The sequence below is a fragment of the Streptomyces sp. NPDC006012 genome (genome assembly GCF_042871185.1).
In the GTDB taxonomy this organism is placed as follows: Bacteria; Actinomycetota; Actinomycetes; order Streptomycetales; family Streptomycetaceae; genus Streptomyces.
Map to the genome: position 1 here is coordinate 341,906 of NZ_JBIAIE010000002.1, position 21,479 is coordinate 363,384.

Genomic DNA, 21,479 nt, shown 5'->3' on the forward strand with positions numbered 1-21,479 from the left:
GCCAGGGCGGGCGTCCAGCCACTGCCCGCCGACCGGTTCTGCACGATGGGCACATCCACAGGAACCACTTAACATCTCCGTGATGGGAAGGCGGGCGCAGTCGGCGCGGCGCACGACCCGCGGCCAGTGGTGGACCACGCGTGCCGCGGCCCTCTGCCCTGTCCTGGCCGTCCTGCTCGCGGCGCTGGTGGTGTGCCTGGGCTCCACGGCACATGCCGGCAGCGGTGAGCATGTCTCTGCTGTGTCCGGAGTCTCCGGCACACAGATGCAGACCGGAGTCTCCGGCACACAGATGCCGACCGGCGACCCGACCGTCCACCACACCGTGTCGACCGACTGTCCTCCTGGTGGCGAGTGCTGCGCTCCCGCCGTCCACGAGGCCCGGCGGATCCTCGCCGCACCCTCGCATCCCCTGCCGGTGCTTCTCCCCCGGTCGCCGGACGTCCAGAAGCCCCCGGGCACAGCGACGTATCTCGCCCAGGCCCCGCCGACAGCGACGGCCCCCGACCTTCACGTCCTCCAGGTGCAGCGGAGCTGACCAGGCGCCTCGGCGCCGCGCGCTGACGCGAGCGCACGCACGGAACGCCATCTGCCGCCCCTGCATCCACCGCCGTACGACGGAGAGTGAGGACACCCACGTCATGAGCAAGACGAGCAAGAAGGCCACCGCCCTGTCCCGCAAGGCCCGCATCGAGGAGATGCGTCGCGCCGAACGGGCCCGCGAACGCCGCAACCGCATCATCACCATCACGCTCAGCGCGGTCGTCGTTGTCGGCCTGGCCGGCTGGGGCGCCTACGCCATCAACAGCGCCAACAAGAAGGAGGAGCAGAAGGCGTCCGGGCACGGCCGAAGATGCCGTTGGAAGGAACTGTGCCAACCATGCGCCTACTGCGGAGGAGGATGAGCAAGAACACGACCGTTGAGGTCGCCTCAACCTGACCTGCGTTCAGGCCAATTGTTCTTGTTCTGCACGGGCGGAGGAATCGTCGTCAGAGACTCCACGCTTTCTCCGCCCGCGCTGGATCGAGTGTGCCCGCAGCTCCAGTGACCGTTGATGTTCCTCCGGGCGGAGAGCAATTTCAGGCCGGTCCCGCCGGTCGCTTTTACTCCTTATGGCCCTTATGTTCAGCCGCATTCGGGAGTCTCGTGTTCAAGTGCAGCGCAGTTGCGCACGGCGACAGCGTTGACCACCGCGACTTCCTGTGCCACAGAGGCGACACAGAGACGCAGGTCATGACTCTCAAGAGACGCAGGCCAGACTCTCAAGACTGGACACTACGGGTGCGTCGTTCTGCACCGCGGAGACATTCCGCATTGAGACCCTATGAAGTGGCCGGAATCGATTCCATAGTTGTGGTCTACGCAGTAGAGGGCAGCCGGCCGATTGACCCTGGCGATTCGCTGAGATCTCCCCTGGAGACACAGCAGAAACAGGCGTGATGGTCGTTCGCAGCACCCAGAGGAGGAGCTTCCCGAAGGGTGGGCTGCACGCAGCCCCTGTTGGGACAGCTGGACCGGTGCCGAATTCCCCAGATCGAATTTGCTAATCGCCATTTCGAGTCCACAATGGGTCCCCAGAAAAACCCGCCCTCGCCGAACAGGTTCCTAGGCGTGCACGGCAGGGCGGGTCACGAACCTGCGAGAGGCTCAAGATGAGTGTGTCCCTTACCCCACGGTGCGTGTCAAACCCAGGTACCAGGCTGTGGCTCATCACGATCATCGTCGTGGTTGTACTCGTGTCGGCCCGCGTCGCTGAACTCGTCGGTGCGTACGCGGACGCAACAGCGGTGCTCACCCTGCTGATCGGGGGATGCGGTACAGCAACGAAGTACCGCAACCACGGCAACCACGGCAACCACGGCAACCGATCATGTCCGACAGTGCCCTTCCAGGACCATGACGCAACCGCCATGACCGTCAGCGACCGGTCCCTGTAGAGCTACGGATCAGAGGATGTCCTCGGCGTCAGTGATGGCGAGGACATCGCCGGCTCGGCCGCGAAGTCGGGTCAGTGGCCCGCCCATGGCGACGAGACGTGATCAGCTTGAGGCGCGGAGTCCATCGTCACCCGCTCCCTTATGAAACCCCAGGTCGGCGGCCTGGGGTTTGTTTGTTGTCGCGGGCCGCGAGGGCGGCTTGGACGCGGCTGGTGATCCTCGGCCGTCAGGAGTACTGCGGGTTACCCGTTGCGCCTGGGCAGGGTGGGCGGCCTGGGCGCCGGCGTGGCTACCAGGAGAGGGCGTCCTTGGCGTTGTCCTGCCAGTAGGTCACGGTGGCGGTGCTGTTGAAGAAGACACCGCCGTTCGGCAGGTTCAGGGTCTTCTCCTTGTTGGTCGCGTTGCCCTTCCTGTCGGTGAAGATCACGCCCAGGGTCTTCTCCTTGCCACCGCCTTCGCCGTCGGCGGTGGACGTCGTGATGCCCGCGTACGCGGACTTGCCGGGCTTGAGTGTCACCACGGCCTGCGGCGTGGTCTCCTCGGCCCACGCCACCGGGGCCTGGGCGTCGGCGCCGGCCCTCAGGAAGGGGGCGATGTAGGCGTAGCAGGGCTTGGTACCGGTGTTGGTGGCCTTGAGCAGCAGGTGGTTGATCGGGCGGGACACCTTGGTGACGGTCAGCTTGGTGTTCGCGGCGGTGCAGGTGACGATCGAGGGAGCCTTCTGAGTGGCGGCCGACGCGGTCTGCTCGGCGGCCTGGACGCCGACGAGCGCGAGGGCGGCGGCGACGACCATGGAGGAGGCGGCCGCGCGGGAGACGAAACGAGTGGCGATGCGCATGGCTGGGCTGCTTTCTCTGAATATCCGGAAGATGATCTTCTGGGTGGAGCTGGGCTGGTCGGTCGTGTCTTGGGTGGTGATGCGTGTGCTGCGTGTGCTGTGCGTGGGCGCGCGCCGGACGTGCGGGCCTTGAACGCGGAGTTGAGCGAGGACGATCGCCGGGGCCGGCGAGGCGCCTCTGCTTCGATGACCCAAGCCTGTGCCCTACGGCGTTCCATTCGCCATTCCCTTCGGGGGTTTCGGGATGCTGGAATGTTCGCACCAGCTCTGACCTGCCAAAACGCGCCCCCTCTGGGATGCCGTATGGAATGGAGGACTGCGCGGACGGCCGACGGAACCGCCGGCTCTGGCGGAGCGGGCACACACAGGGACACCACGCCTCCCGGCTCGCCGCCCGTCGGCCTCGGCGTCGACAGCGACAGCGACAGCGACAGCGACAGCCACAGCCACACGGCGACGGCTTCGGTATCGGCCTCAACTCCGATGTCAGGCCCGGCATCGACTTCGGCTTCAATTCCGACAACAACTTCGACTCAACTTCAACGTCGCCTTCGCCTTGGGCTTCGGCTTCGGGTCCGGCTTCAACTTCCGGCATCGGCATCGGCTTTGGTCTGGACGGCCAAGGGTTGGGCCCCCGTCCGGGCGGATGGCCCGTCGAGCGGCTCGGGGCACAGGAACACCGATGCGTGATATCCGCGACTCCGTTTCCGGGCGGCAGGCCCTACTCTGATCCCCGTTAGGCAGGCAGCCGCTGGGAAGGATGATCGGCGATGACGCCCCTGAGCACCGGGGACCCGGAGTCCATAGGCGGGTACACCCTTCTCGGTCGGCTCGGGGCGGGCGGCATGGGAGTCGTCTTTCTGGGAGTCTCCGCCTCGGGGCGGCAGGTCGCGGTCAAGCTCGTACACGGGCCGCATGCCCAGGAGGAGGAGTTCCGGACGCGCTTCCGGCAGGAGATCGCGGCGGCGCGCAAGGTGAGCGGTGCCTTCACCGCGCCTGTCGTGGACGCCGACCCGGACGCCGAACGACCGTGGATGGCGACGCTCTACGTGCCGGGGCTCAACCTCGCCGAAGTCGTCAAGAGGGACGGCCCGCTGAGCCAGCGGGAGCTGCGCGCGCTGGGGCTGGGGCTCACCGAGGCGCTGCGCGACATCCACCGGGCGGGCCTGGTGCACCGGGACCTCAAACCGGGCAACGTCCTGATGACCGAGGACGGTCCGCGCGTCATCGACTTCGGCATCTCGCGCGCTTCCGACAACCAGACGCTCACCACGACCGGGCGGATGATCGGCACTCCGCCCTTCATGTCGCCGGAACAACTGGCCTCTCCCCGGGACGTCACCCCGGCCTCGGACGTGTTCTCGCTGGGTTCGCTGCTGGTGTTCGCGGCCGTCGGCACGGGACCGTTCGACGCCGACAGCCCGTACATCACCGGCTACCAGGTGGCCTTCGGGACCCCGGACCTCGGCGGGGTGCCCGAAGCGCTCCTGGAGATTGTCGAACGCTGCCTGGACAAGGACCCGGCCGCACGGCCGGAACTGGCGGACGTACAACGCATGCTCCAGGCGCTGCCGGAAACCGATGCCACCGGGTCCCCGAGGACCGGGCAGTCCGCGCGGCCCCGGCGCCGCCCCGCCGGCCCCGCTTCCCGGAGCTCGGCCACCGGTTCCGCGGGTGCCGCGACCGGCACCGGCACCGGTCGTGGCCGTGGCAAGCGCCGCCGGGCCCGGATGCTGCTCACCGGCCTCGGCGCGGCGCTGGCCGTCACGGGGCTGGTTTTCGGGGTGACTGTCTTCGCGTCCCGTCCGGACACCACCACCGCCGAGAACGCCGCCTCCGCGGCCACCGCCCATGCCGCGTCACTGCCCGACGGCTGGCGGCCGTGGCAGCGGCAGATGCGGTACGCCGTGAAGGGCGTCCCCCTCGACTACAACACCACCGGATGTGTGACGGAGGGAACCGCCCTGTTCTGCGGCGGTACGGGATTCACGGCCGCCAGGATCGACGCGGCCTCCGGCCGCATCCTGTGGCGGACCGGCACCCGCCCTCAGGGGGTGCAGCCGATCGGCGTCCGTGACGGGGTGGTCTTCACGTACGAGGCACCGGACGACAGGACCAGGCGCGTCGTGGCCCTCGACGCCGGTACCGGGCACCGGCGGTGGCAGCGCGACATCAACACCGCCGAGCCGGCCATCCTGTACGACGGGGGGCTGCTGACCATGTCTCCCGACGCCTCGTCGTTCGTGGCCTACGGACCGTCCGGCAAGGAACTGTGGCGGGCGCCCTCGCTGGACGAGTACTGCACCACGGCGGTGCTGGGAGGCGCCCCTTACGCCCTGTGCTCGGTCGCCAGCGAGCCCGGCCAGGCCCCGGCCGACCTGATGAAGCTCGGCCCCGGCAGCCTGACCGAGACCGCCACCCTGCCCAAGAAGGCGGAGGCGCTCGGCGCTGTCGGCGGACAGCCCCTGTTCCTGGCCCCCCAGACCGCGAAGGACGTGTACGAAAGCGGGTACGAACGGCCGTACAACGCGCTGCTGCGGGTGTCCTCGGAAACCGGGCAGGTCAGACGGATCCCACTGGCGCATCCGCTGACCGGCGCGGCCACCCTCGTAGGCGGCGTCGTCTACTTCGTCCGGTCCGACGGGACGGTCACCGCGGTGTCGGCGGACAGCGGCAAGCAACTCTGGCAGAAGGTGACGGACATGGAGAGTCTGTCGGCGCCCGCGGTGTCAACGGCATACAAGCGGGTCTACTTCGCCAATCGCTTCGGCCGTCTGCTGGCACTGGACAGCCGCACCGGAGCGGAGGTCTGGCGCACTTCCGCACTGGACGACCCCGGGGACAAGACGGAGAGCTACCCGCCGCGGGTGCTGCTCGTCAAGGACGCGATCGTGGCGATGGCCGGCGACACGGCCTTCTCCCGGAGCCCGGACGGGACCAAATGACCGTCCGGGATGGTCTGGACGGGTCCGACTGACCCTCCGGGATGACGACAACAGGCACTCCGGGGAGTAGGTGCCATTCGCTTCCGCGTCCGCAGAACGACGCCCCCCGGGCCTCGCCATGGCGCCGGATCGGCCGGCCCCGTCGTGGGCGCCGGCGCCGGAGCGCGGTGGCCGAACCTCGCCCGTCGTGACCGGGGTGCCGAGCGCGCTGCACCGGCACCACCGCTGCCGGAAACCGTACAGCCATGCAGACTTCACCGCGTGTTTGGTATACGCAATGTTTGTCGGTCGCAAAGTGCATAGATGTTCCAATTTTGAAGATTAAAACGGTGGACAAGATTCGGAAAATGAGATTCCATCAAGCGGCCGAAGGGACGTTCGGGAAAGTCAGACAGACATCGTCAAGGCATGCACAACGCCCGAAGTTCCCGCGGCGCGGTTTTTGCCATGCCGGATGCCGAAGGCCGTCGGACGGGGGTTGGGGGGCTTATGCATGCCGTTTTTCTTCGTGCTCGAACTCGGATAATGAATTCGACCGCGGGCGTCAACAGCCGCAGAATTGCCCGGAATCCTCGAACCGCTTTTTCCCGCTGCCGTGGGCCACGGTCTCCGCATCCGTCGACCAATGATTCCGGCCGAGGGCCGGAACCGGCGATGAGGACTCAATGAAGGCAGAGAGAACCAGTCGGCCGACGCGTTCCGCGGCGTCGGGCGGTACATCGCGGAAGAAGCTCGCCGGCACCGCCGCGCTGGCCGCCGCCGCGGGCCTGCTGACCTGGAGCGTCACGAGCGGCGGGGCGCCCGCCGCCGACGGGGCGCCGGTCGGCACGCCGGTGGCCGACGAGGCCCCGGGATACGCGGTGGAGAACTTCGGCTACCCGCAGGCCGACAAGATCCTGGCCGAGCAGAACATCGTGCTCAAGCGCGGTGACGGCCACATCACCCTCGCCGAATGCACGAGCGGTACCGGGCTCCTGGAGGTCTGGGCGCGGGTCAACAAGAAGGTGTGCTTCCGGGCCACCGGCACCTCGGGCTGGCTGACCATGGAGATTCCCGCCGTGTACGCCGTCCGCGGCAACGACTACGCGACCCAGGTCGACATGACGGTCGGTGCGGAGAAGAAGTCCTTCGACATCGTCGAGAACACCTGGACCCCGGTCGGGGAATCGGTGGACGACCAGGCTCGTCAGTACATGCTCGTGGAGATCAGGACCTCCGCGTAGCCGCCAGTCGCCAGTCGGCAGCCATCAGCAGACGCCAGTCGCCGTCCGTCGACCGCCGACCGCCGTCCGCGCTCAGCTCGTCCACCCGCCAACAGGTCATGACCGGGCGTGGTGTTCGCGGTGCATCGCTGAACGCACTCCTCCGCATCGACATCGGAGCCCGCGCCAGCCAGCGCCAGCGCCAATGTCGGCTGCGGCTACGGCACACCGGCAGATACGGCTACCGCCACGACCTCACGACCTCAGGCCCATCACCTGAGCGATCGTCATGTCCCCCTGCCCATCACCCCCCCCCCAGCGCCACCCACGTCCGCTCTTGTTCTCCCTTTCTCTCCTCCCCCGGTCCCGCAGCAATCCGAGGAATGACATGTCTTCCAGATCTTCCCGATCTCCCAGATCTACCGGATCTACCGGATCTACCGGATCTACCGGATCTTCAGGTTCTTCAGGTTCTTCAGGATCCGGCCGCTCTCCCCGGTCCCGCGGAATTTCCCGCGCGGCCTTCAGTGCCGCGCTCATGACCACCGTGACGGCCGCCGGGATGCTCACCGCACCGGCCGCGGGCGCCGTCACCGGTGCCGCCGGCAACTCGTACGCGTTCACCGCGCGGTTGGACATCGGCGACGGCCAGCGCGCCTGTTCAGGCACGCTGGTGTACGCCGACTGGCTGCTGACGGCGGCCAGTTGCTTCGCCGCCGACCCGGCCGTGAGCCTGGACATCCCCGCGGGGGCCCCGGCGCTGGCGACGACCGCGACGATCGGCCGTGCCGACCTGACCGGCACGACCGGGCAGGTCCGCAACGTCGTCGAGCTGGTGCCGCACCCGGACCAGGACCTGGTGCTCGCCCGGCTCGCCACCCCCGTCACCGGTATCACCCCGGTCGCCCTCGCCACCACCGCGCCCACGAACGGCGAGGCCCTGACGGCGTCCGGCTACGGCAGGACCGCCGACGAATGGGCGCCGCTGCACCTGCACTCCGGCGCGTTCAAGGTCGACTCGGCGGACACCTCGCAGGTATCCGTAACCGGTCAGAACGGTGCGGCCATCTGCGCGGGGGACACCGGCGGCCCGCTGCTGCGCGAGGTGGGCGGAACACCTCAGCTCGTCGGCATCAACAGCCGTTCCTGGCAGGGTGGTTGCTTCGGCAGCGACAAGGCGGAGACCCGTACCGGCGCCGTCGCCACCCGGATCGACCGGCTGCGCATCTGGATCGGCGAGAACGCCGGACCGACCTGTGCGCCGCAGGGTGTCCTGTACTCGACGACCACGGCGGGCAGCCTGCTGCGGCGCAACGTCGACGATCCCACGGGCGGTTCGGCGACGGTGCCGGAGGCCAGCACGATCGACACCGGCTGGGACCAGTACGGGCGGGTCCTGGCCGGCCCCGGTGCCACCTTCTACGGCGTCAAGAGCGACGGTCTTTACCTCAGTCACCGGGTCTCCGCCACCGCGACCTGGGACATCCACCACCAGAAGATCAGCACCGATCTGGGCACGTACGCCCAGGCGGCGAACCACAACAAGATCACCGTCGACCGCAGCGAGCACATCTGGTACGTCGACTCGGGCGGTGACCTGCGTTTCCAGAAGTACAACCGGACCACGGCGACCTGGGACCCGCAGGGCAACAAGAAGATCGACTCGGGCTGGGGCGCCTACACGCACATCTTCGCCGGTGACGACGGCGTGGTGTTCGGCATCGACTCGGCCACCGGCCATCTGGTGCGCTCCCGCTACGACTTCGTCAGCCAGCGCTGGATCGAGCGCCAGGAGACGGTCAGCTGGTCCGACTGGCGGGACACCAAGGAGATCACGTCCTACGGCGGTGACACGATCATCCGGGTCAAGCCCAGCGGCGAGATCCGGTACTACCAGTACAACGAGGGCACCGGAGTGTTCGGCGCCAACTGGAACAAGCTGATCGGTTCGGGTACTCACTGGGCCGGTTACACCAGCATCAGCGGAGCGCCCGACTCCTGCCGGCTGCGCGGCGACCACACCCCCGACGCCCCGGCCGTGGACCCCGACCGCGGCAGCGGCCCGGCGGTCCTGCAGACCAGCACCGGTGAGATCGTGTACGCCACGACCGACGCCACCGGACGCCTGGTGACGGGCCGTCAGACCAACCCGGCGGACGCCTCCACCGTCCAGTGGACCACCGGCCCCGACACCGAACTCTTCGCGGGGCAGCCGCAGCTCTCCGAGCAGCCCGACGGCAGGATCGCGCTGAGTGCGCACACTTCGGGCGGTGACGCCCAGTGGCGGCGGCGCGGTGCGACCGACGGTGTCTGGGGAGGCTGGGTCGGCCTCGCGGGCGCCATGAAGGGCCACCCGGCCCTCGCGAAGACGGCGGCCGGTGTCCTGGTGGAGTTCGCCGTGGACGCCGAGGGCCACCCCTGGTACCGGGCCCAGCAGCGGGCCAACGTGGACTTCATGGGCTGGGTCCGGCTGTCCGGCGGCACCTTCGCCGGTCCGCTGACCGCGGTCGCCGTCCGGGACGGCATCCAGTTGTTCGGCACCGGCACGGACGGGCAGTTGCGCACCGCCGCGTTCAAGGACGGCCAGCTCAGTGGGTGGAGCACCGTCGGCGACCGGAAGGTGACCGGTGGCGTCTCGGCCGTCGTGTACCCCGACTACCGGGTCGGGGTGTTCGCGCGGGGCGGGGACGGCACGGTGCTGTCCGCCGTCCAGAGCGCGGAGAACGCCGCCTTCCCGGCGGCCTGGACGCCGGTGGCGGACCTCACGACGACCGGCACCCCCTCGGCCGTGATCGATGCACCGTCCGGCTACACGCAGGTGCTCGGACGTGCCGCGGACGGCACCGTCCACCGGTCCCGGGAGTCCGGTCTGAACGACTTCAGCTCCTGGCAGGCGTCGGTCCAGCTCGGCAACGAGGTCTCCGCGACCGACCCGACCGCCTTCTCCTACACGGCGGGCACCGCGTGGGGGTGGGCGTTCACGTTCCGTACCGAATCCGGCGCGATCAAGGTGACGCCCGGGTCCTGAGCGGCGGGCCGGCCCGGCGGGCCGGCTGACCAGCAGTGCCGTGGCGCGGTGGCCGACAGGCCCCGCCCCACGGCCGAGGTGACCGATTCCGAGCTCGAAGTGCGGCCGGCACGGACGGACGGCTCGTGCCGCCCGCACTGTCCATCCCCGACCTGAGGAGACAGACAGTGAGTTCCCGATGGAGAACCGGGCCCTGGTGGCGCGGTTTGACGGCCGCGCTGACCGCGCTGCTGCTGGTGCTGGGCGCCGAGTCGCGCCCGGCGACGGCGGCCTCCGAGGACGAACCGCCCTTCGACCGGGCGGACGTCGTGGAGGCGTGGAAGTACGGCGGCCCCGGCGTGAAGGAGGCCGCCGCGGTCGCCCTGCTGGGGTCCGACGACGACATCCAGAACTTCATGACCCAGGACCTGCCTGACATCTGGGAGGACGACCTGCGCGTGCAGGTCGCGCAGGTCATGTCGCTGGGCGGGCCCAGCGTGCGGGCGGCGGCCGGCACGGCGCTGAGCGGCGGCGCCACCGAACTCCAGGCGTTCCTGAACGAGAACTACGAGCCGGCCTACGAGGACGACCTGCGGGTCCAGGTCGCCACGGTGATGGCGACCGGCGGCCCGAGTGTGACGGCGGCCGGCAGTACGGCGCTGGACAGCACGTCGGACGACCAGGAGGCGTTCCTCCAGAGCGGCCAGTACGCGGCCCGCGAGGACGACAACCGGGTGCAGGTGGCCCGGCTGCTGGCCACCGGCGGTACGAACGTGAAGCTGCTGGCCGGGCAGGCGCTGGACGGCTCCGCCGACGACCTGGAGGAGTTCCTCGACGACGGCTGGCAGGTCGCGGCGGCCCGGGACCAAGAGACGCTGACGGTCTCTCAGCTGGCGGATCTGGCCGACACGGCGCGCAAGCGGGCCGCCGAGCTGACCGAGACGGCCAAGGAGGAGGCGGCCAAGGCCGAGGCGGCGACGAAGGCGGCCAAGGCGGCGGCCCTGGAGGCGGCGCAGGAGGCGCAGGCGGCGAAGGACTCCGCCGGGAAGGCCGCGGCGGCGGCGTCCCGCGCGGCGGCCGCCGCCGACCGGGCCGCGCAGTCCGCGCGTACGGCGGTGGCGGCGGCAGCGGCAGCGAACGAGACGGCACGGGTGGCGGCGACCGCCGCGGCGCAGGCGGCCTACGCCGCGAGCAAGGCCGGCGGAGCCGCCTCGACGGCCCGGTCGGCAGCCGCCGCGGCGGCGGGTGACGCGGCTCAGGCGGCGCAGGCACGGCAGGCCGCGCAGAAGGCGCGGGACGCCGCGAAGGGCGCCAAGAAGGCGGCGGACGCCGCTGACCAGGCGGGTGTCGCGGCCGACAACGCGGCGAAGGCGGCCGGGGCCGCGGCGAGCGCGGGGATGAACGCGGCGGCGGCAGCGGCAGCCGCGGCGGACGCCGACCGGTGGGCCGTGGAGGCGGGCGCGCAGGGCACGAAGGCCGCCGCGGCGGCGGCGCGGGCCAAGCGGCTGGCGGACCAGGCCTCGCGGGCGGCCAACAGCGCCCAGGCCAACGCCAACCAGGCCGCGGTCGCGGCCCGGCAGTCCCGGGACGCGGCCAACGCCGCGGCAGCCCACGCCGAGGCCGCCGCGACCGCTGCCGACAAGGCCGCCGACGAGGCGGGCCACGCGGTCGACGCCGCGGCGGCGGCCACCGCGGCGGCCAACGCGGCGACGGAGTCGGCGAACAACGCGACGACGGCGGCCGAGCAGGCGGCGGACGTGATCGACCTGGCCCGCAAGGCGGACGCGGAGCGGCTGGCCCAGCAGCAGCAGGAGGCCGTCCTCGCCGCCGAAGAGGCCAACGCGGTCTACGAGGCGAAGCAGGCCGAGAAGAAGTACGAGATCGGCAAGCTGGAGGAGTTGGACGCGCAGACCAGGACGCTGGTCACGGACGCGGCGGCGTCCTCGGACCCGGCGGTCACCGCGGCCAAGGGCCGGCAGGCGGCCCTGAACCTGATGGGCAGCGGCACCTGGGTGAGCGACGCAGCGGAGAACGCCCTGTCCGGCGACGACGCCGAGGTCGGCGAGTTCGTGCGGACCCGGCTCCCGGTGGCCGTGGAGCAGGACGACCGGGCCAGCGTCGCCCACATCGCCGCCACCACCGGGATTCCCGCGCAGCAGCAGGCCGCCCTCGCCGCGCTGGACCAGCCCGTCGAGCAGGTACGGGAGTTCCTGCACACCCGCGCCTACCCGGGCAAGGAGGACGACGACCGGGTCGCGGCGGCGAAGATCGCCTCCGAGGGCGGTCCCGGGGTGAAGGCGGCCGCGAGCAAGGCCCTCGACGGCACACCCGCGGACGTCGTCGAGTTCCTGGAGCGAGGCCAGTACGCGGCGCGGGAGGACGACGACCGGGTCACCGTCGCCCAGGCGCTGGCCACCGGCGGCCCCGAGGTGCAGGCCGCCGCGCAGGCGGCGCTGTCCGGCCCGCCGGACGGTCTGCGGACGTTCCTGGAGATCGGCCTGTACAAGGCGCGGCAGCGGGACGCCAACGCGGCCGCCCACATCGCCGAGGTCAACACGCTCCTGCAAGCGGCGTACAAGTCGGCGTCGCTGGCGCAGAAGGACGCAGCGCTGGCGCAGAAGCTGGCCGCCGAGGCCCGCAAGAACGCCCAGGAGGCCGTCTCCTGGGCGAACAAGGCGCAGCAGTCCGCCGACCAGGCGGCCGGCTACGCGCAGCAGGCCGACGCGTCGGCCGACAAGGCCGCCAAGTCCGCGGCCGAAGCGGCCGAGTCGGCCCGTACCGCCCGCGATGCGGCGGCCTCTGCGCAGAACGCCGCCCGGTCCGCGGCGCACTCCGCCGAGCGGGCCGAGCACTCCGCCGCGGTCGCCGGGGACTACGCCTACCAGGCGGGCATCTCCGCGTACCAGGCCGGGATCTCCGCGGAGGCCGCGGGCAAGGACGCCGTGGCCGCCGCGGCGGCGGCCACGGACGCCATGAAGATCGCGGCGGACAAACTGGTGGCGGAGCTGAAGGCGCAGCTCGAGGAGGAGGCCCAGCAGACCAGCAAGCCGCTGTCGGACGACGAGCTGCGCAGGTCCCTGGAGAAGCGGCTCGTGGAGTACCGCAGCCAGTACGTCATCGGCAACGAGGACTGGAAGTCCGGTGACGTCCTGCTGGTCTGCGGCGGTGACGGCGCCGGCGGCATGGGCTGCATCAGCAGCACCTACCTCGACCGTCTCATCGCCTGGTACGTGGGCGCCGACGAGATCGAGAAGTGCCTGACCGGCAAGTCCCTGACCTGCCTGGACGATCTCGCCCTCGCCGCCCTGAAGTTCAAGTTCCTCAAGCGCTCGCCCTGCGGCAAGAGCAGTTTCGTCCCGGGCACCCGGGTGCTGCTCGCCGGTGGCCGCACCAAGGCCATCGAGGACGTCCAGGTGGGCGACCGGGTGGTGGCCACCGATCCGGCGACCGGGCGTACCCGGGCCGAACCGGTCGTGAACACCATCACCAGTCGCGGGGCCAAGAACCTGGTGAAGGTGACGGTCCCCGGGGCCGGCGCGGGCAGGGGCGGCAGCGTCACCGCCACGGACAAGCACCAGTTCTGGGCGGCGGACTCCGGCGCCTGGACCGAGGCGGCGGATCTCGCCCCGGGCAAGCGGCTGCGGACGCCGCCGGGCGCGCAGGTGCCGGTCGGCGCGGTGAGCGAGCGGGCCGTCCCGGACCAGCGGGTGCACAACCTGACGGTCGCCGAACTCCACTCGTACTACGTGCTGGCGGGCCGCACGCCCGTCTTGGTGCACAACGACAGGTGCCCCAACGGCCGGCTGTCCGACAAGCTGCCGAAGGGCATGAGCAACGAGATCGCCGCGGCCTACGACCTCTACAAGGAAGGCAGGCTCGTCTCGCACGACACCTACCAGGGCATCGAGTGGCCGAAGTGGGCAGGGGCCCGGGAATACGCGGTTCCCGGCGCTGCGGACAACGAGCGGATCCTGGTGAAGACCCTGCCGAACGGGATCGAGATGATCGGCTGGACGTCGACCCACTACAAGAAGATCCAGCGGTTCACGGCCCCGCACTTCCCTGACTGGGGCTGGAAGAAGTGACTTGCACCTCGGGCTGAAGCCCGAGGATTCAGGCCTTCCGTAGCAACACGCCTCGGGCGGCGGCGAGTTGAATGCGCGTGGCGTATCGTCTGTGGTTCGGCGATACCGGTATCGTATTCGGCTCGCCCCGCCCGGGGCTTTCGCGCATGACCGGTGGCCCTTGCGGGGTTCGGAAAGGACGACGTGGAAGCCAAGGGTTCTGAGAGTTCCGGGGGTTCTGAAAACCTTCCCTTTCGACTGGTCGACCAGCAGTCGCAGACCGTTCTACTGAGGGCCGAGGACATTCTCGGTTTCTTCGTCGACCCCGATCAGACCCCTCCTGACCTGGTCACCTTCACCGGGGTGCAGCACCTGGGCACGGGCCGCGGAAAAACGGAGGAAGCCGAATTGCAGGTGGTCGACCGACACGGCGAGCGGATCGGCGCGTACTACCTCGGCCGGGTCAGGGCGGCCCGCTCCCGAACGCCCGACGTGAACGACGAGCGGAATCCGGAAGTGCCGTACGACTTCTTCGGATTCACCGAGGAGTTTCCCGAGGCCGGCCGGATCTGGAAGAGATGGGCGGGCGCGGGTCCGGTGGAGTCCGGCGAATGGGCGCGCGTTCCGGCCGGCTGGCAGGAGAGCTGGCTGCACGTCGTACAGACCTCGTGGTTCACCACCGGCCGGCGGGCGACCCGCTACCGGGGCGGCGGGACGGTGGAGCTGGACGGCTCGCTGATCACCGGCAGGGACGCCTTCTACTGCGCCCTGGGCGAGGCGGCCAACGGCCCCCGGGGGTACTTCGGCTCCAACCTGGACGCCCTCTTCGACTGCCTGCGAACGGCGCGGGCCGACGGGACGGCGCCGTTCGAGCTGGTGTGGCGGGAGCAGGCGGCGTCCCGTGCCGCGCTGGGGGCCGACTTCACCGGTCAGGTGCTCGGCCTGCTCGGCGAGTGCGGCGTGACGGTGCGCAGCGACTGAGCGCTCCGGGGTACGGGCATGGCGCTGCCGGGCCGGCACGGGCGAAGGGCGGGGGAGGGCGCGGGCGGCTCGGGCGGGCCCGGACTGCCGATGGCCGGGGCCCGGGCCGAGGACCAGGACCCCGTCGTCGTTCCGTGCGGACCGCTCGCCGCGCACCCCCTCTCCGCCGGCCGTGCCCGCACTTTGTGGAACGGGACTCCTGCGGCGTACGGGGTCAGCGGGGCGGGCAGCCGAACCAGTTCACCGTGCCCTTCTCGGACGTGTAGCCCATGCAGCTGAGGGTCTTCTTGCGCAGGGTCCCGGTCTTGCTGACCCCTCCGTTCAGGTAGTCCGTCTTGTAGTCGGGCTGTGCCAGGTTGTCGATCTCGACGACGTACCAGCGGCGCTTGTCCTTCGGCAGGTCGCAGCCGTGCGCGGTCAGGTTGCGGCTGGGTCCCTCGCTCCACAGGGGCCGCTCGGCGCGGTCGCAGTGCACGCGGACACGGCCGGCGGCGTCGGCGGTGCCGGCACCGGTGCCGAGCATGACGGTGGCGCCGGTGGCCACCGCCGCGGTCGCGCCGAGCAGGCGCTTCAGGGTGGGGTTCATCGATTGGTCCTCCTGCCAGCTGTGGTGACGGCCCGGAGTCGCCGAATCACCGGATGCATTTATCACACTTATCCGGAATATCCGGTAGCCGACAGCGCAGTCACCCGGCCCGGTGACGCAGGTGCCGCCAATGCAGCAGGCGCACCCACCCGCACGGCAGGACGAACCCGGACCGGGAGGACGGACCGGGACCGGGAACCGGGACCGATGACCGGTACGGGGCGCCGCGCAGGGGACGCGATCAGCGGGTGCGCGCAGGGGAGGCCCTCAGGGGGTGCTGCTGGGGATCACGCAGTTCTTCGGCTGGGCCCGGCCGGTGGGCCAGCCGAGGCCGACGAACTTCAGCGTGCCCTTGCCCTTCTGACTCGGATCCAGCTCGACCACCGCGACCGGTTTGTCGTACGGGTTCCCGCCGCTGGTCAGGCAGATCAGGCCGCTCGTGCCCTGCACCCGGTGCCGGGACTGGAGCTGCGACCACTCCCGGCCGACGTCCGCCAGAGCGGGCGCCGTCCCGGCGGCGCCGCTCGGCGCCTGGTGCAGTGCCGTGCCGATGGTGACCAGGCCGTCGTACACGAGCATGGTCCGGGAGTCCGTCAGGTCCGGGGCGGGGCCGAGGTCCGTGCCCGCGCGGCGGGTGGTCTCGATCAGCTTCTCCAGCCGGTCCAGGGCCGCCTTGGGCTCGGTGAGGTACTGGGGCAGCTCGCCCGCGGTGGGCTCGCGGTGGTGGGCCGCCTCCCACCGTGCCTTCCAGGCCGTCAGTTCGGTGGTCCAGGCGTCCGGGTGCGCGGGGGCGGCGTACTGCACCGTCACCTTCGCCTTGCCGTCCGCGCCGCGCAGCTGTGCCCAGTCCTTCTCCGTCATGGCCTGCTGGAGCGAGGCGGCGTCCGAACCGCTGATGATGGTGTAGTGCCGGTCGTCGCACCCCACCGCGGCGAGCTTGAGCGCGAAGATCCGCAGGTGCAGCGTGCGCCCGGCGAAGTAGACGGTGTCGGCCTGCGAGTCGCAGATGTTGTTGGCCGTCTGGGTGAACTGGTTGCCGGTCCAACCCGCCTTGTCGATCGCCGGGGACTCGAACGACATCGCGGCGGGACCGGGCGGGCCCGTCTCCTCGATCCCGCTGAACGCCTTCGTCAGCGATTCGACGTAGCTGTCCGGGCGGGTGTCGTGGACCAGCACCGTCCTGCGGTTCTCCCGGCCCCGTTCCCCGTTGAAGTTGGCCAGCGCCCGGGTCGCGTCGTAGTTGGTGGGGATGATCCGGGCCAGGCCGTTGAAGCGCCGCTTGACCATGCCGTCCGTCCCGTCCGCGTTCGCTATCCGGTCCCCGCTGATCCGGGAGGCGAGCACCGGAACCTTGTGTTCGGTCAGCCGCGCGACGGCCTCCTCCGTCGCGTCGAGGCTGAGGTTGAAGCCGGTGACGGCGCGCAGCCGGTCCTTGGGCGAGTCGGCCATGCGCAGCAAGGTGTCCACGACCGTGGACTGGTGGCTGTAGTCCTGGCCGGGGTTGGCCAGCACCAGCCGGATCTTCGGCGGTTCCCCCTCGCCCTCGTTGGCCGCCAGCTGCCCCAGGTACGCGCCCTGGAGGTCGCTGCGCATCTGCCGCCGCAGCGCGGCCTGGTCCGACTGGAGCGGCAGCATCACCGCCACCGTCACATGGGGCTGGCCCTCGACCTTCTTGTTCTGCTGAGCGATGGCCCGGGCCACGGCGGAGATCTCCGGGGTGCCGAAGTCGTAGCCTGCGCCGTCGACGCCTATGCACTCACCGCCGATCCGTTCGACCCCCTGGTGGCAGGTGTCCGGCCGGTGCAGGAAGGACCAGCCGAACCAGCCCACGGCCACGGCCACCACCGCGACCAGCATCGTGTAGAGGAACTTCTTCCACCTGGGCATCCCGTCATCTCCTTCGGCCGAGCTGATCGGTGCAGGTGCAGCGGAGCAAGGGCTGCTCGTTCTCCGCCAGTCCGCTCCACTCGGTGGCCGTCCTGCCGAGTTGACCGGCGCCGTCGAACTCCATGATCGAGAGGAGGTCCAGCAGCTTGGCCAGGGTGCGGGCCGTCTCCCGGCCGGTCGGCCTGGTCCGCTCCTCGCACAGCCAGACCGCGTGCAGCAACTGGTCGACCGTGCGGCGCAGCGCCGGTCCCTCCGCCGCCACCAGGCCCCGGGCGCGCTCCCGGCGGGTGTCCGCTCCGCCCGGATACGGCGCCTGGGCTATCTCCAGAAGCTCCGCGCACCATTCCTCGGGCCGGCCGGGCAGCGTGGCGGCCAGGTAGCGGACCACGTCGTCCACCCCGCCGGACACCAGGTGGTGGTTCATCCGGTGGGCGACGACCGAGCGGAAGGCCGCGCCGTCCGGCGCGTCCGCGTCCGCCCCGGATCCGGTGTGCGTCGCGGAACCGGCGTGCGTCGCGGAACCGGTGCCGGTCACAGGTCCGGTGCCCGCCGTGCGTCCCCCGTCCCCCGTACGTCCGCCGCCGTCCGCCGCGGGTCCCCCGCCCGTACGTCCCGCGGCCGCCACCCGTGCCGTGTAGTGGTCCCGCAGCAGGTGGTGGTCGGCGTACCAGGCGGCGCCGTCGGGGCGCAGCCCGTACAGCCGGTGCACCAGCAGCTGGCGCAGCCCGAAGTCCCCGATGAAGTGCCGCTCGCAGCTGGGCCATCCGGTGTCGGTGAGCAGCCGCGCGACATGGTGTGCGGTCAGGCGGTGCACGTGGCCGGACTGGTGGTGGCGGAGCAGGACGTCCGCGCACTCCTTGTCGTGCGCCACCGACAGATGGGTGAGCAGGTCCAGCCACTGGTCGTGGTGCTCGGCCGGCAGCCGCACCGGCAGCTGCTCCATTATCAGCTCCTGGAGCAGGACGTCCGCGACCGGCCGTTCGGGGACGCCGTCACCCGTCAGCCGCAGCGGGGCGTCCAGGATCTCCCGGTCGTTGGCGTCCGCCGGCATCCGGAAGGCGGCCGCCGCGGCGGCCAGCCGGATCACCGTGTGCGGCCGTCCGCCGCTCAGCCGGGCCACGGCGGCGTCCATACGGCGACGGTTCGCGCCGTGTTCCGGCTGAGCGGGCCGCTGGACGCGCTCGGTCTCCCGGCGGAGCTGGTCGCCGGTGAGAAAGGGCATCCGCAGCAGGAGCACCCCGCCGGCCAGCGGCGCCCGGTCCGCCTCCGCGCCGGTGCGCGGGGACCACTCGGGCGGTCCGCCGTCGGCGGGCCGGAACTCCGCCGGGGCCGGCACCTCACGCGGCGGCAGACCCCCGTACAGGAACGCGCCGCCGTCCGCCCGGCGTGCCGTGCCCACGACCACCACCCGGTCGCGCTGCCCGCCCCTGCGGTCGGTGAGCACGGCGCGCAGCAGTTGCTCCCCGAGCGGTGCCTCGGCGTGGTCCAGGAGCAGCCCCGGGCGGCCGACCCGGCGCAGCCAGCCGGACGCCGACGCGTACGCCGCCTCGATGTCCTGGCGCAGCGCCCGGAACAGGAAGCTCTCCGCCAGTTCCCGTTCGTCCCCGCCGGCCTGGAAGTCGGCGGCGAGGCCGCGCAGTCCGTGCTCCGGCTGGCCGGCGGCGCCGGGGTACGCGCCGTAGATCCGCGCCAGTTCCGCCCTGCCCCGGGGGGCCAGGCCGGCGAAGAGGGCGTCGAGCAGGGCGGTGCTCACCGAGGCCGAGTACGGGTCGAGGGTCTGCCCGGACAGGGTCGTCAGGAGGTTCCGGATGGCTCCGCGCAGCACGCCCCGCCAGAAGTCACCCGCCCCCAGGCCGCGGAAACGCTGCTTCTGCGGCAGTTCCTCGTAGCGTTCGACCTCCGCGGCGACCGCGTCCGGGGTACCCCCGGTGACACCGGTCGCGATCATCGCGAGGCCCGTGAAGAACCGCGGGAAGGCGAACGAACCGCCCGTCCCCTGCCAGGTGGACAGCCGCCGGGCGACCTCGACCAGCGCCTCGGTGGCGGCCGAACGGGCGCCCGGCTCCGGCTCCGCGCGGTCCGCGTACACCGGCGAGGCGCAGTCCAGGTGGATCACCGGCACCTTGGTGGCGAACGAGTCCCGGACCGCGCGCAGCAGCCGTCCCTTGCCCATGCCCGGCCCGCCGGTGAGGAGCACCACGGGAAGGTCGGCGCCGTACAGCGGCTCCCGGCCGCCGCCCGACGGCGACCTGCCGAGCAGACGCGCGAAGAAGCCCTCCTCACTGAGGAGTCTTTCGAACCCCAGGTCTTCACACACGGATCCCTCGTGGCTGCTCTCCCGCCCGGGAGCGGGGTGACCGATGTGGTGAAGGAGATTAGTGGACCATAAAGCCTTCTGTTCGGAAAACGACGCTTTACGGAAGGGAAGTTGGCGATAGTGGACGAGCCGGTGCGTCGCGGATCATGCGAACGGCCTGGTCGCCCCGTGTCCGCCGGCCCGCGGACGCGAGGCGGCCAGGCCGCCAGGTGGCGCTAGGAGTCAGGGCAGGTGCCCTGTCCCCCATAGCCATGGCCCTTGTCGCCGTTCTTCCCGTCCCCGTACGTGTCGTCGCCGTACGTGTCGTCGCCCGGCTTGTCGCTGCCGTACTTGTCGTCCCCGTACTTCCCGTCGCCGTGGCCCTTGTCGCCGTAGCCCTCGTCGCCGTAGTTCCCGTGCTCGCAGGGCTGTTCCTCACGGCTGTTGTCGAGCCGGGCGGTCACGGTCTCCTGGCCGGCGCTGACGACGTACGGGCCGCTGACCGGATCGGCGGGCAGGTCGTAGCCGTCCGGTACGGCGGTCTCGCGGAGGTAGTAGGTGCCGTGCTCCAGGCTGCCGAACGAGCACAGGCCCGCGGCGTTCGTGGTGCACGCGGCGCCGACCCGGGTGTCCGGGTCCGTGCCGCTCGTCTGGAGGCCCGGCACGCCGTTGGTCTCCTCCCACAGCTGGAAGGTCGCGCCGGAGAGCGTCGCACCGGTCTCGGAGTCCGTCTTCGCCACCCGCACCTGGCCGGTCGTCGGCGGCACGGTGCCGCCGCACTCCGGCAGGTCCCCGGTGAACGGATAGGCGTGGAACTCCTGGCCGCCGCCACCGGTGGCGGCGGAGGTGTGGGTGAGCGAACCGGTGGTGAAGAAGCGCCCGTTGATGCCCGGCAGGCTGACCGTCGTGCTCGACGCCTGGTTGCCGATGAGGAAGCTGCCCTGGAACTGTCCGGTGCCGATCAGGTCCACCGTGGCGGCGTCGGGGATGTTCCACAGCAGCCGCTCGCGGTAGGCGTTGAGCGGGTCGGTGGTGTCGTCGATGCCGCCGCTGTAGGTGTTGATGGTGCGGTTCGCGCCCAGGACGTTCACGAGGATCGTCGCGCCGTCCGGGATGTTCGCGAAGGCGACACCCTGCTGGCCGCCGGTCGGCCCCTGAAGGTCGAAGTCCACGTTGAAGACCTGGAGCGGCGAGGTGCCGTCGCCGGTGAACAGGGTCCGCTCGCCCTGGTTGACGGCCGTGCCGGTGGGGGTCCGCGACGCTCCGTCCACCCGCGCGTAGCAGTCGCTCGCGTCGGTGAGGTCGTCGCGCAGGTCCGCGTACGGGGCGGTGGCGTCCAGGACGACGACGCGGCCCTCGGCCTCGGCCGCGGCGCCCCGGACCCGGAAGTCGTCGCCGACGAAGATGTCGATCGTTCGTCCCGGCCGGCGATCGGGCCGTTGCCCACTCCGGGGAAGGGGTCGGGGCAGCTTCCGGGAACGCACGGGCCGAGCCCTCCCGGGAGCGGTGCGGCGAACGCCGGGACGGTGCCGGGGCCGAGGAGCAGGACCGGCACGGCCAGGACCGCCACGGCCCCGGCCAGCCGCACGGATCTCGCGCGGCGCCGAAGGCTCTCGACAGTACGGTTGGTGCGTTTTCTCATGCCCGCAGTCTCGATTTGCGGCGTACCGCCCACCCTCGCGCCATCCGGCATTGGGTCGGTCAGGGGCCTCCTGTCACCGGCAGGCGTGAACTG

At 71.0% G+C, this 21,479-nt stretch carries 13 protein-coding genes; 8 read left to right on the forward strand and 5 right to left on the reverse strand.

Annotation, left to right across the window (positions count from 1 at the left end):
• Positions 1 to 82 precede the first annotated feature (82 nt).
• The 3 genes from ACFYPJ_RS05720 (at position 83) to ACFYPJ_RS05730 (ending at position 1,938) form a co-directional block, all read left to right on the forward strand.
• Positions 83 to 538, forward strand: coding sequence for a hypothetical protein (locus ACFYPJ_RS05720; RefSeq protein ID WP_389010978.1), 456 nt, complete (start codon positions 83 to 85; stop codon positions 536 to 538).
• 103 nt (positions 539 to 641) lie between these two features.
• Positions 642 to 905: a hypothetical protein gene (locus tag ACFYPJ_RS05725; protein ID WP_389010981.1), complete on the forward strand. Its 264-nt coding sequence runs from the start codon at positions 642 to 644 to the stop codon at positions 903 to 905.
• A gap of 820 nt (positions 906 to 1,725) precedes the next feature.
• On the forward strand, positions 1,726 to 1,938 hold the full coding sequence (locus ACFYPJ_RS05730) for a hypothetical protein (RefSeq protein ID WP_389010984.1): 213 nt from the start codon (positions 1,726 to 1,728) through the stop codon (positions 1,936 to 1,938).
• Between the two features lie 289 nt (positions 1,939 to 2,227).
• On the opposite strand, the gene ACFYPJ_RS05735 is transcribed toward ACFYPJ_RS05730, so the two are convergent.
• Positions 2,228 to 2,776 carry a DUF4232 domain-containing protein gene (locus ACFYPJ_RS05735; RefSeq protein ID WP_389010987.1) on the reverse strand — a complete coding sequence of 183 codons (549 nt, stop codon included), beginning with the start codon at positions 2,774 to 2,776 and terminating at the stop codon, positions 2,228 to 2,230.
• Positions 2,777 to 3,546: 770 nt separating this feature from the next.
• Here ACFYPJ_RS05735 and ACFYPJ_RS05740 point away from each other — a divergent pair.
• The 5 genes from ACFYPJ_RS05740 to ACFYPJ_RS05760 all read left to right on the forward strand — a co-directional run bounded on the left by ACFYPJ_RS05740 (position 3,547) and on the right by ACFYPJ_RS05760 (position 14,975).
• A complete protein-coding gene (locus ACFYPJ_RS05740; RefSeq protein WP_389010990.1) occupies positions 3,547 to 5,721 on the forward strand; it encodes a PQQ-binding-like beta-propeller repeat protein in 2,175 nt (724 codons plus the stop codon).
• A gap of 665 nt (positions 5,722 to 6,386) precedes the next feature.
• On the forward strand, positions 6,387 to 6,944 hold the full coding sequence (locus ACFYPJ_RS05745; RefSeq protein ID WP_389010993.1) for a hypothetical protein: 558 nt from the start codon (positions 6,387 to 6,389) through the stop codon (positions 6,942 to 6,944).
• Between the two features lie 517 nt (positions 6,945 to 7,461).
• Positions 7,462 to 9,951: a trypsin-like serine protease gene (locus tag ACFYPJ_RS05750; RefSeq protein ID WP_389010996.1), complete on the forward strand. Its 2,490-nt coding sequence runs from the start codon at positions 7,462 to 7,464 to the stop codon at positions 9,949 to 9,951.
• A 206-nt stretch (positions 9,952 to 10,157) separates the two neighbouring features.
• Positions 10,158 to 14,015: a polymorphic toxin-type HINT domain-containing protein gene (locus tag ACFYPJ_RS05755; RefSeq protein WP_389010999.1), complete on the forward strand. Its 3,858-nt coding sequence runs from the start codon at positions 10,158 to 10,160 to the stop codon at positions 14,013 to 14,015.
• A gap of 183 nt (positions 14,016 to 14,198) precedes the next feature.
• Positions 14,199 to 14,975 (forward strand): barstar family protein, encoded by a 777-nt coding sequence (locus ACFYPJ_RS05760; RefSeq protein WP_389011003.1) that lies wholly within the window; start codon positions 14,199 to 14,201, stop codon positions 14,973 to 14,975.
• Between the two features lie 214 nt (positions 14,976 to 15,189).
• On the opposite strand, the gene ACFYPJ_RS05765 is transcribed toward ACFYPJ_RS05760, so the two are convergent.
• The 4 genes from ACFYPJ_RS05765 to ACFYPJ_RS05780 form a co-directional block, all read right to left on the reverse strand.
• Positions 15,190 to 15,561: a hypothetical protein gene (locus ACFYPJ_RS05765; RefSeq protein WP_389011006.1), complete on the reverse strand. Its 372-nt coding sequence runs from the start codon at positions 15,559 to 15,561 to the stop codon at positions 15,190 to 15,192.
• A gap of 267 nt (positions 15,562 to 15,828) precedes the next feature.
• Positions 15,829 to 17,448: an amino acid ABC transporter substrate-binding protein gene (locus ACFYPJ_RS05770; RefSeq protein WP_389011009.1), complete on the reverse strand. Its 1,620-nt coding sequence runs from the start codon at positions 17,446 to 17,448 to the stop codon at positions 15,829 to 15,831.
• Between the two features lie 4 nt (positions 17,449 to 17,452).
• A complete protein-coding gene (locus ACFYPJ_RS05775; RefSeq protein WP_389011012.1) occupies positions 17,453 to 19,765 on the reverse strand; it encodes a hypothetical protein in 2,313 nt (770 codons plus the stop codon).
• A 215-nt stretch (positions 19,766 to 19,980) separates the two neighbouring features.
• Positions 19,981 to 21,228 (reverse strand): choice-of-anchor A family protein, encoded by a 1,248-nt coding sequence (locus tag ACFYPJ_RS05780; RefSeq protein WP_389011015.1) that lies wholly within the window; start codon positions 21,226 to 21,228, stop codon positions 19,981 to 19,983.
• Between the last annotated feature and the right edge of the window lie 251 nt (positions 21,229 to 21,479).

What these genes read in the sequence shown, in the direction of transcription:
- ACFYPJ_RS05720 (WP_389010978.1), top strand. Translation starts at nt 83, where the DNA reads ATGGGAAGGCGGGCGCAGTCGGCGCGGCGCACGACCCGCGGCCAGTGG.
- ACFYPJ_RS05725 (WP_389010981.1), top strand. Translation starts at nt 642, where the DNA reads ATGAGCAAGACGAGCAAGAAGGCCACCGCCCTGTCCCGCAAGGCCCGC.
- ACFYPJ_RS05735 (WP_389010987.1), bottom strand. Translation starts at nt 2,776, where the DNA reads ATGCGCATCGCCACTCGTTTCGTCTCCCGCGCGGCCGCCTCCTCCATG.
- ACFYPJ_RS05740 (WP_389010990.1), top strand. Translation starts at nt 3,547, where the DNA reads ATGACGCCCCTGAGCACCGGGGACCCGGAGTCCATAGGCGGGTACACC.
- ACFYPJ_RS05745 (WP_389010993.1), top strand. Translation starts at nt 6,387, where the DNA reads ATGAAGGCAGAGAGAACCAGTCGGCCGACGCGTTCCGCGGCGTCGGGC.
- ACFYPJ_RS05750 (WP_389010996.1), top strand. Translation starts at nt 7,462, where the DNA reads ATGACCACCGTGACGGCCGCCGGGATGCTCACCGCACCGGCCGCGGGC.
- ACFYPJ_RS05765 (WP_389011006.1), bottom strand. Translation starts at nt 15,561, where the DNA reads ATGAACCCCACCCTGAAGCGCCTGCTCGGCGCGACCGCGGCGGTGGCC.
- ACFYPJ_RS05770 (WP_389011009.1), bottom strand. Translation starts at nt 17,448, where the DNA reads ATGCCCAGGTGGAAGAAGTTCCTCTACACGATGCTGGTCGCGGTGGTG.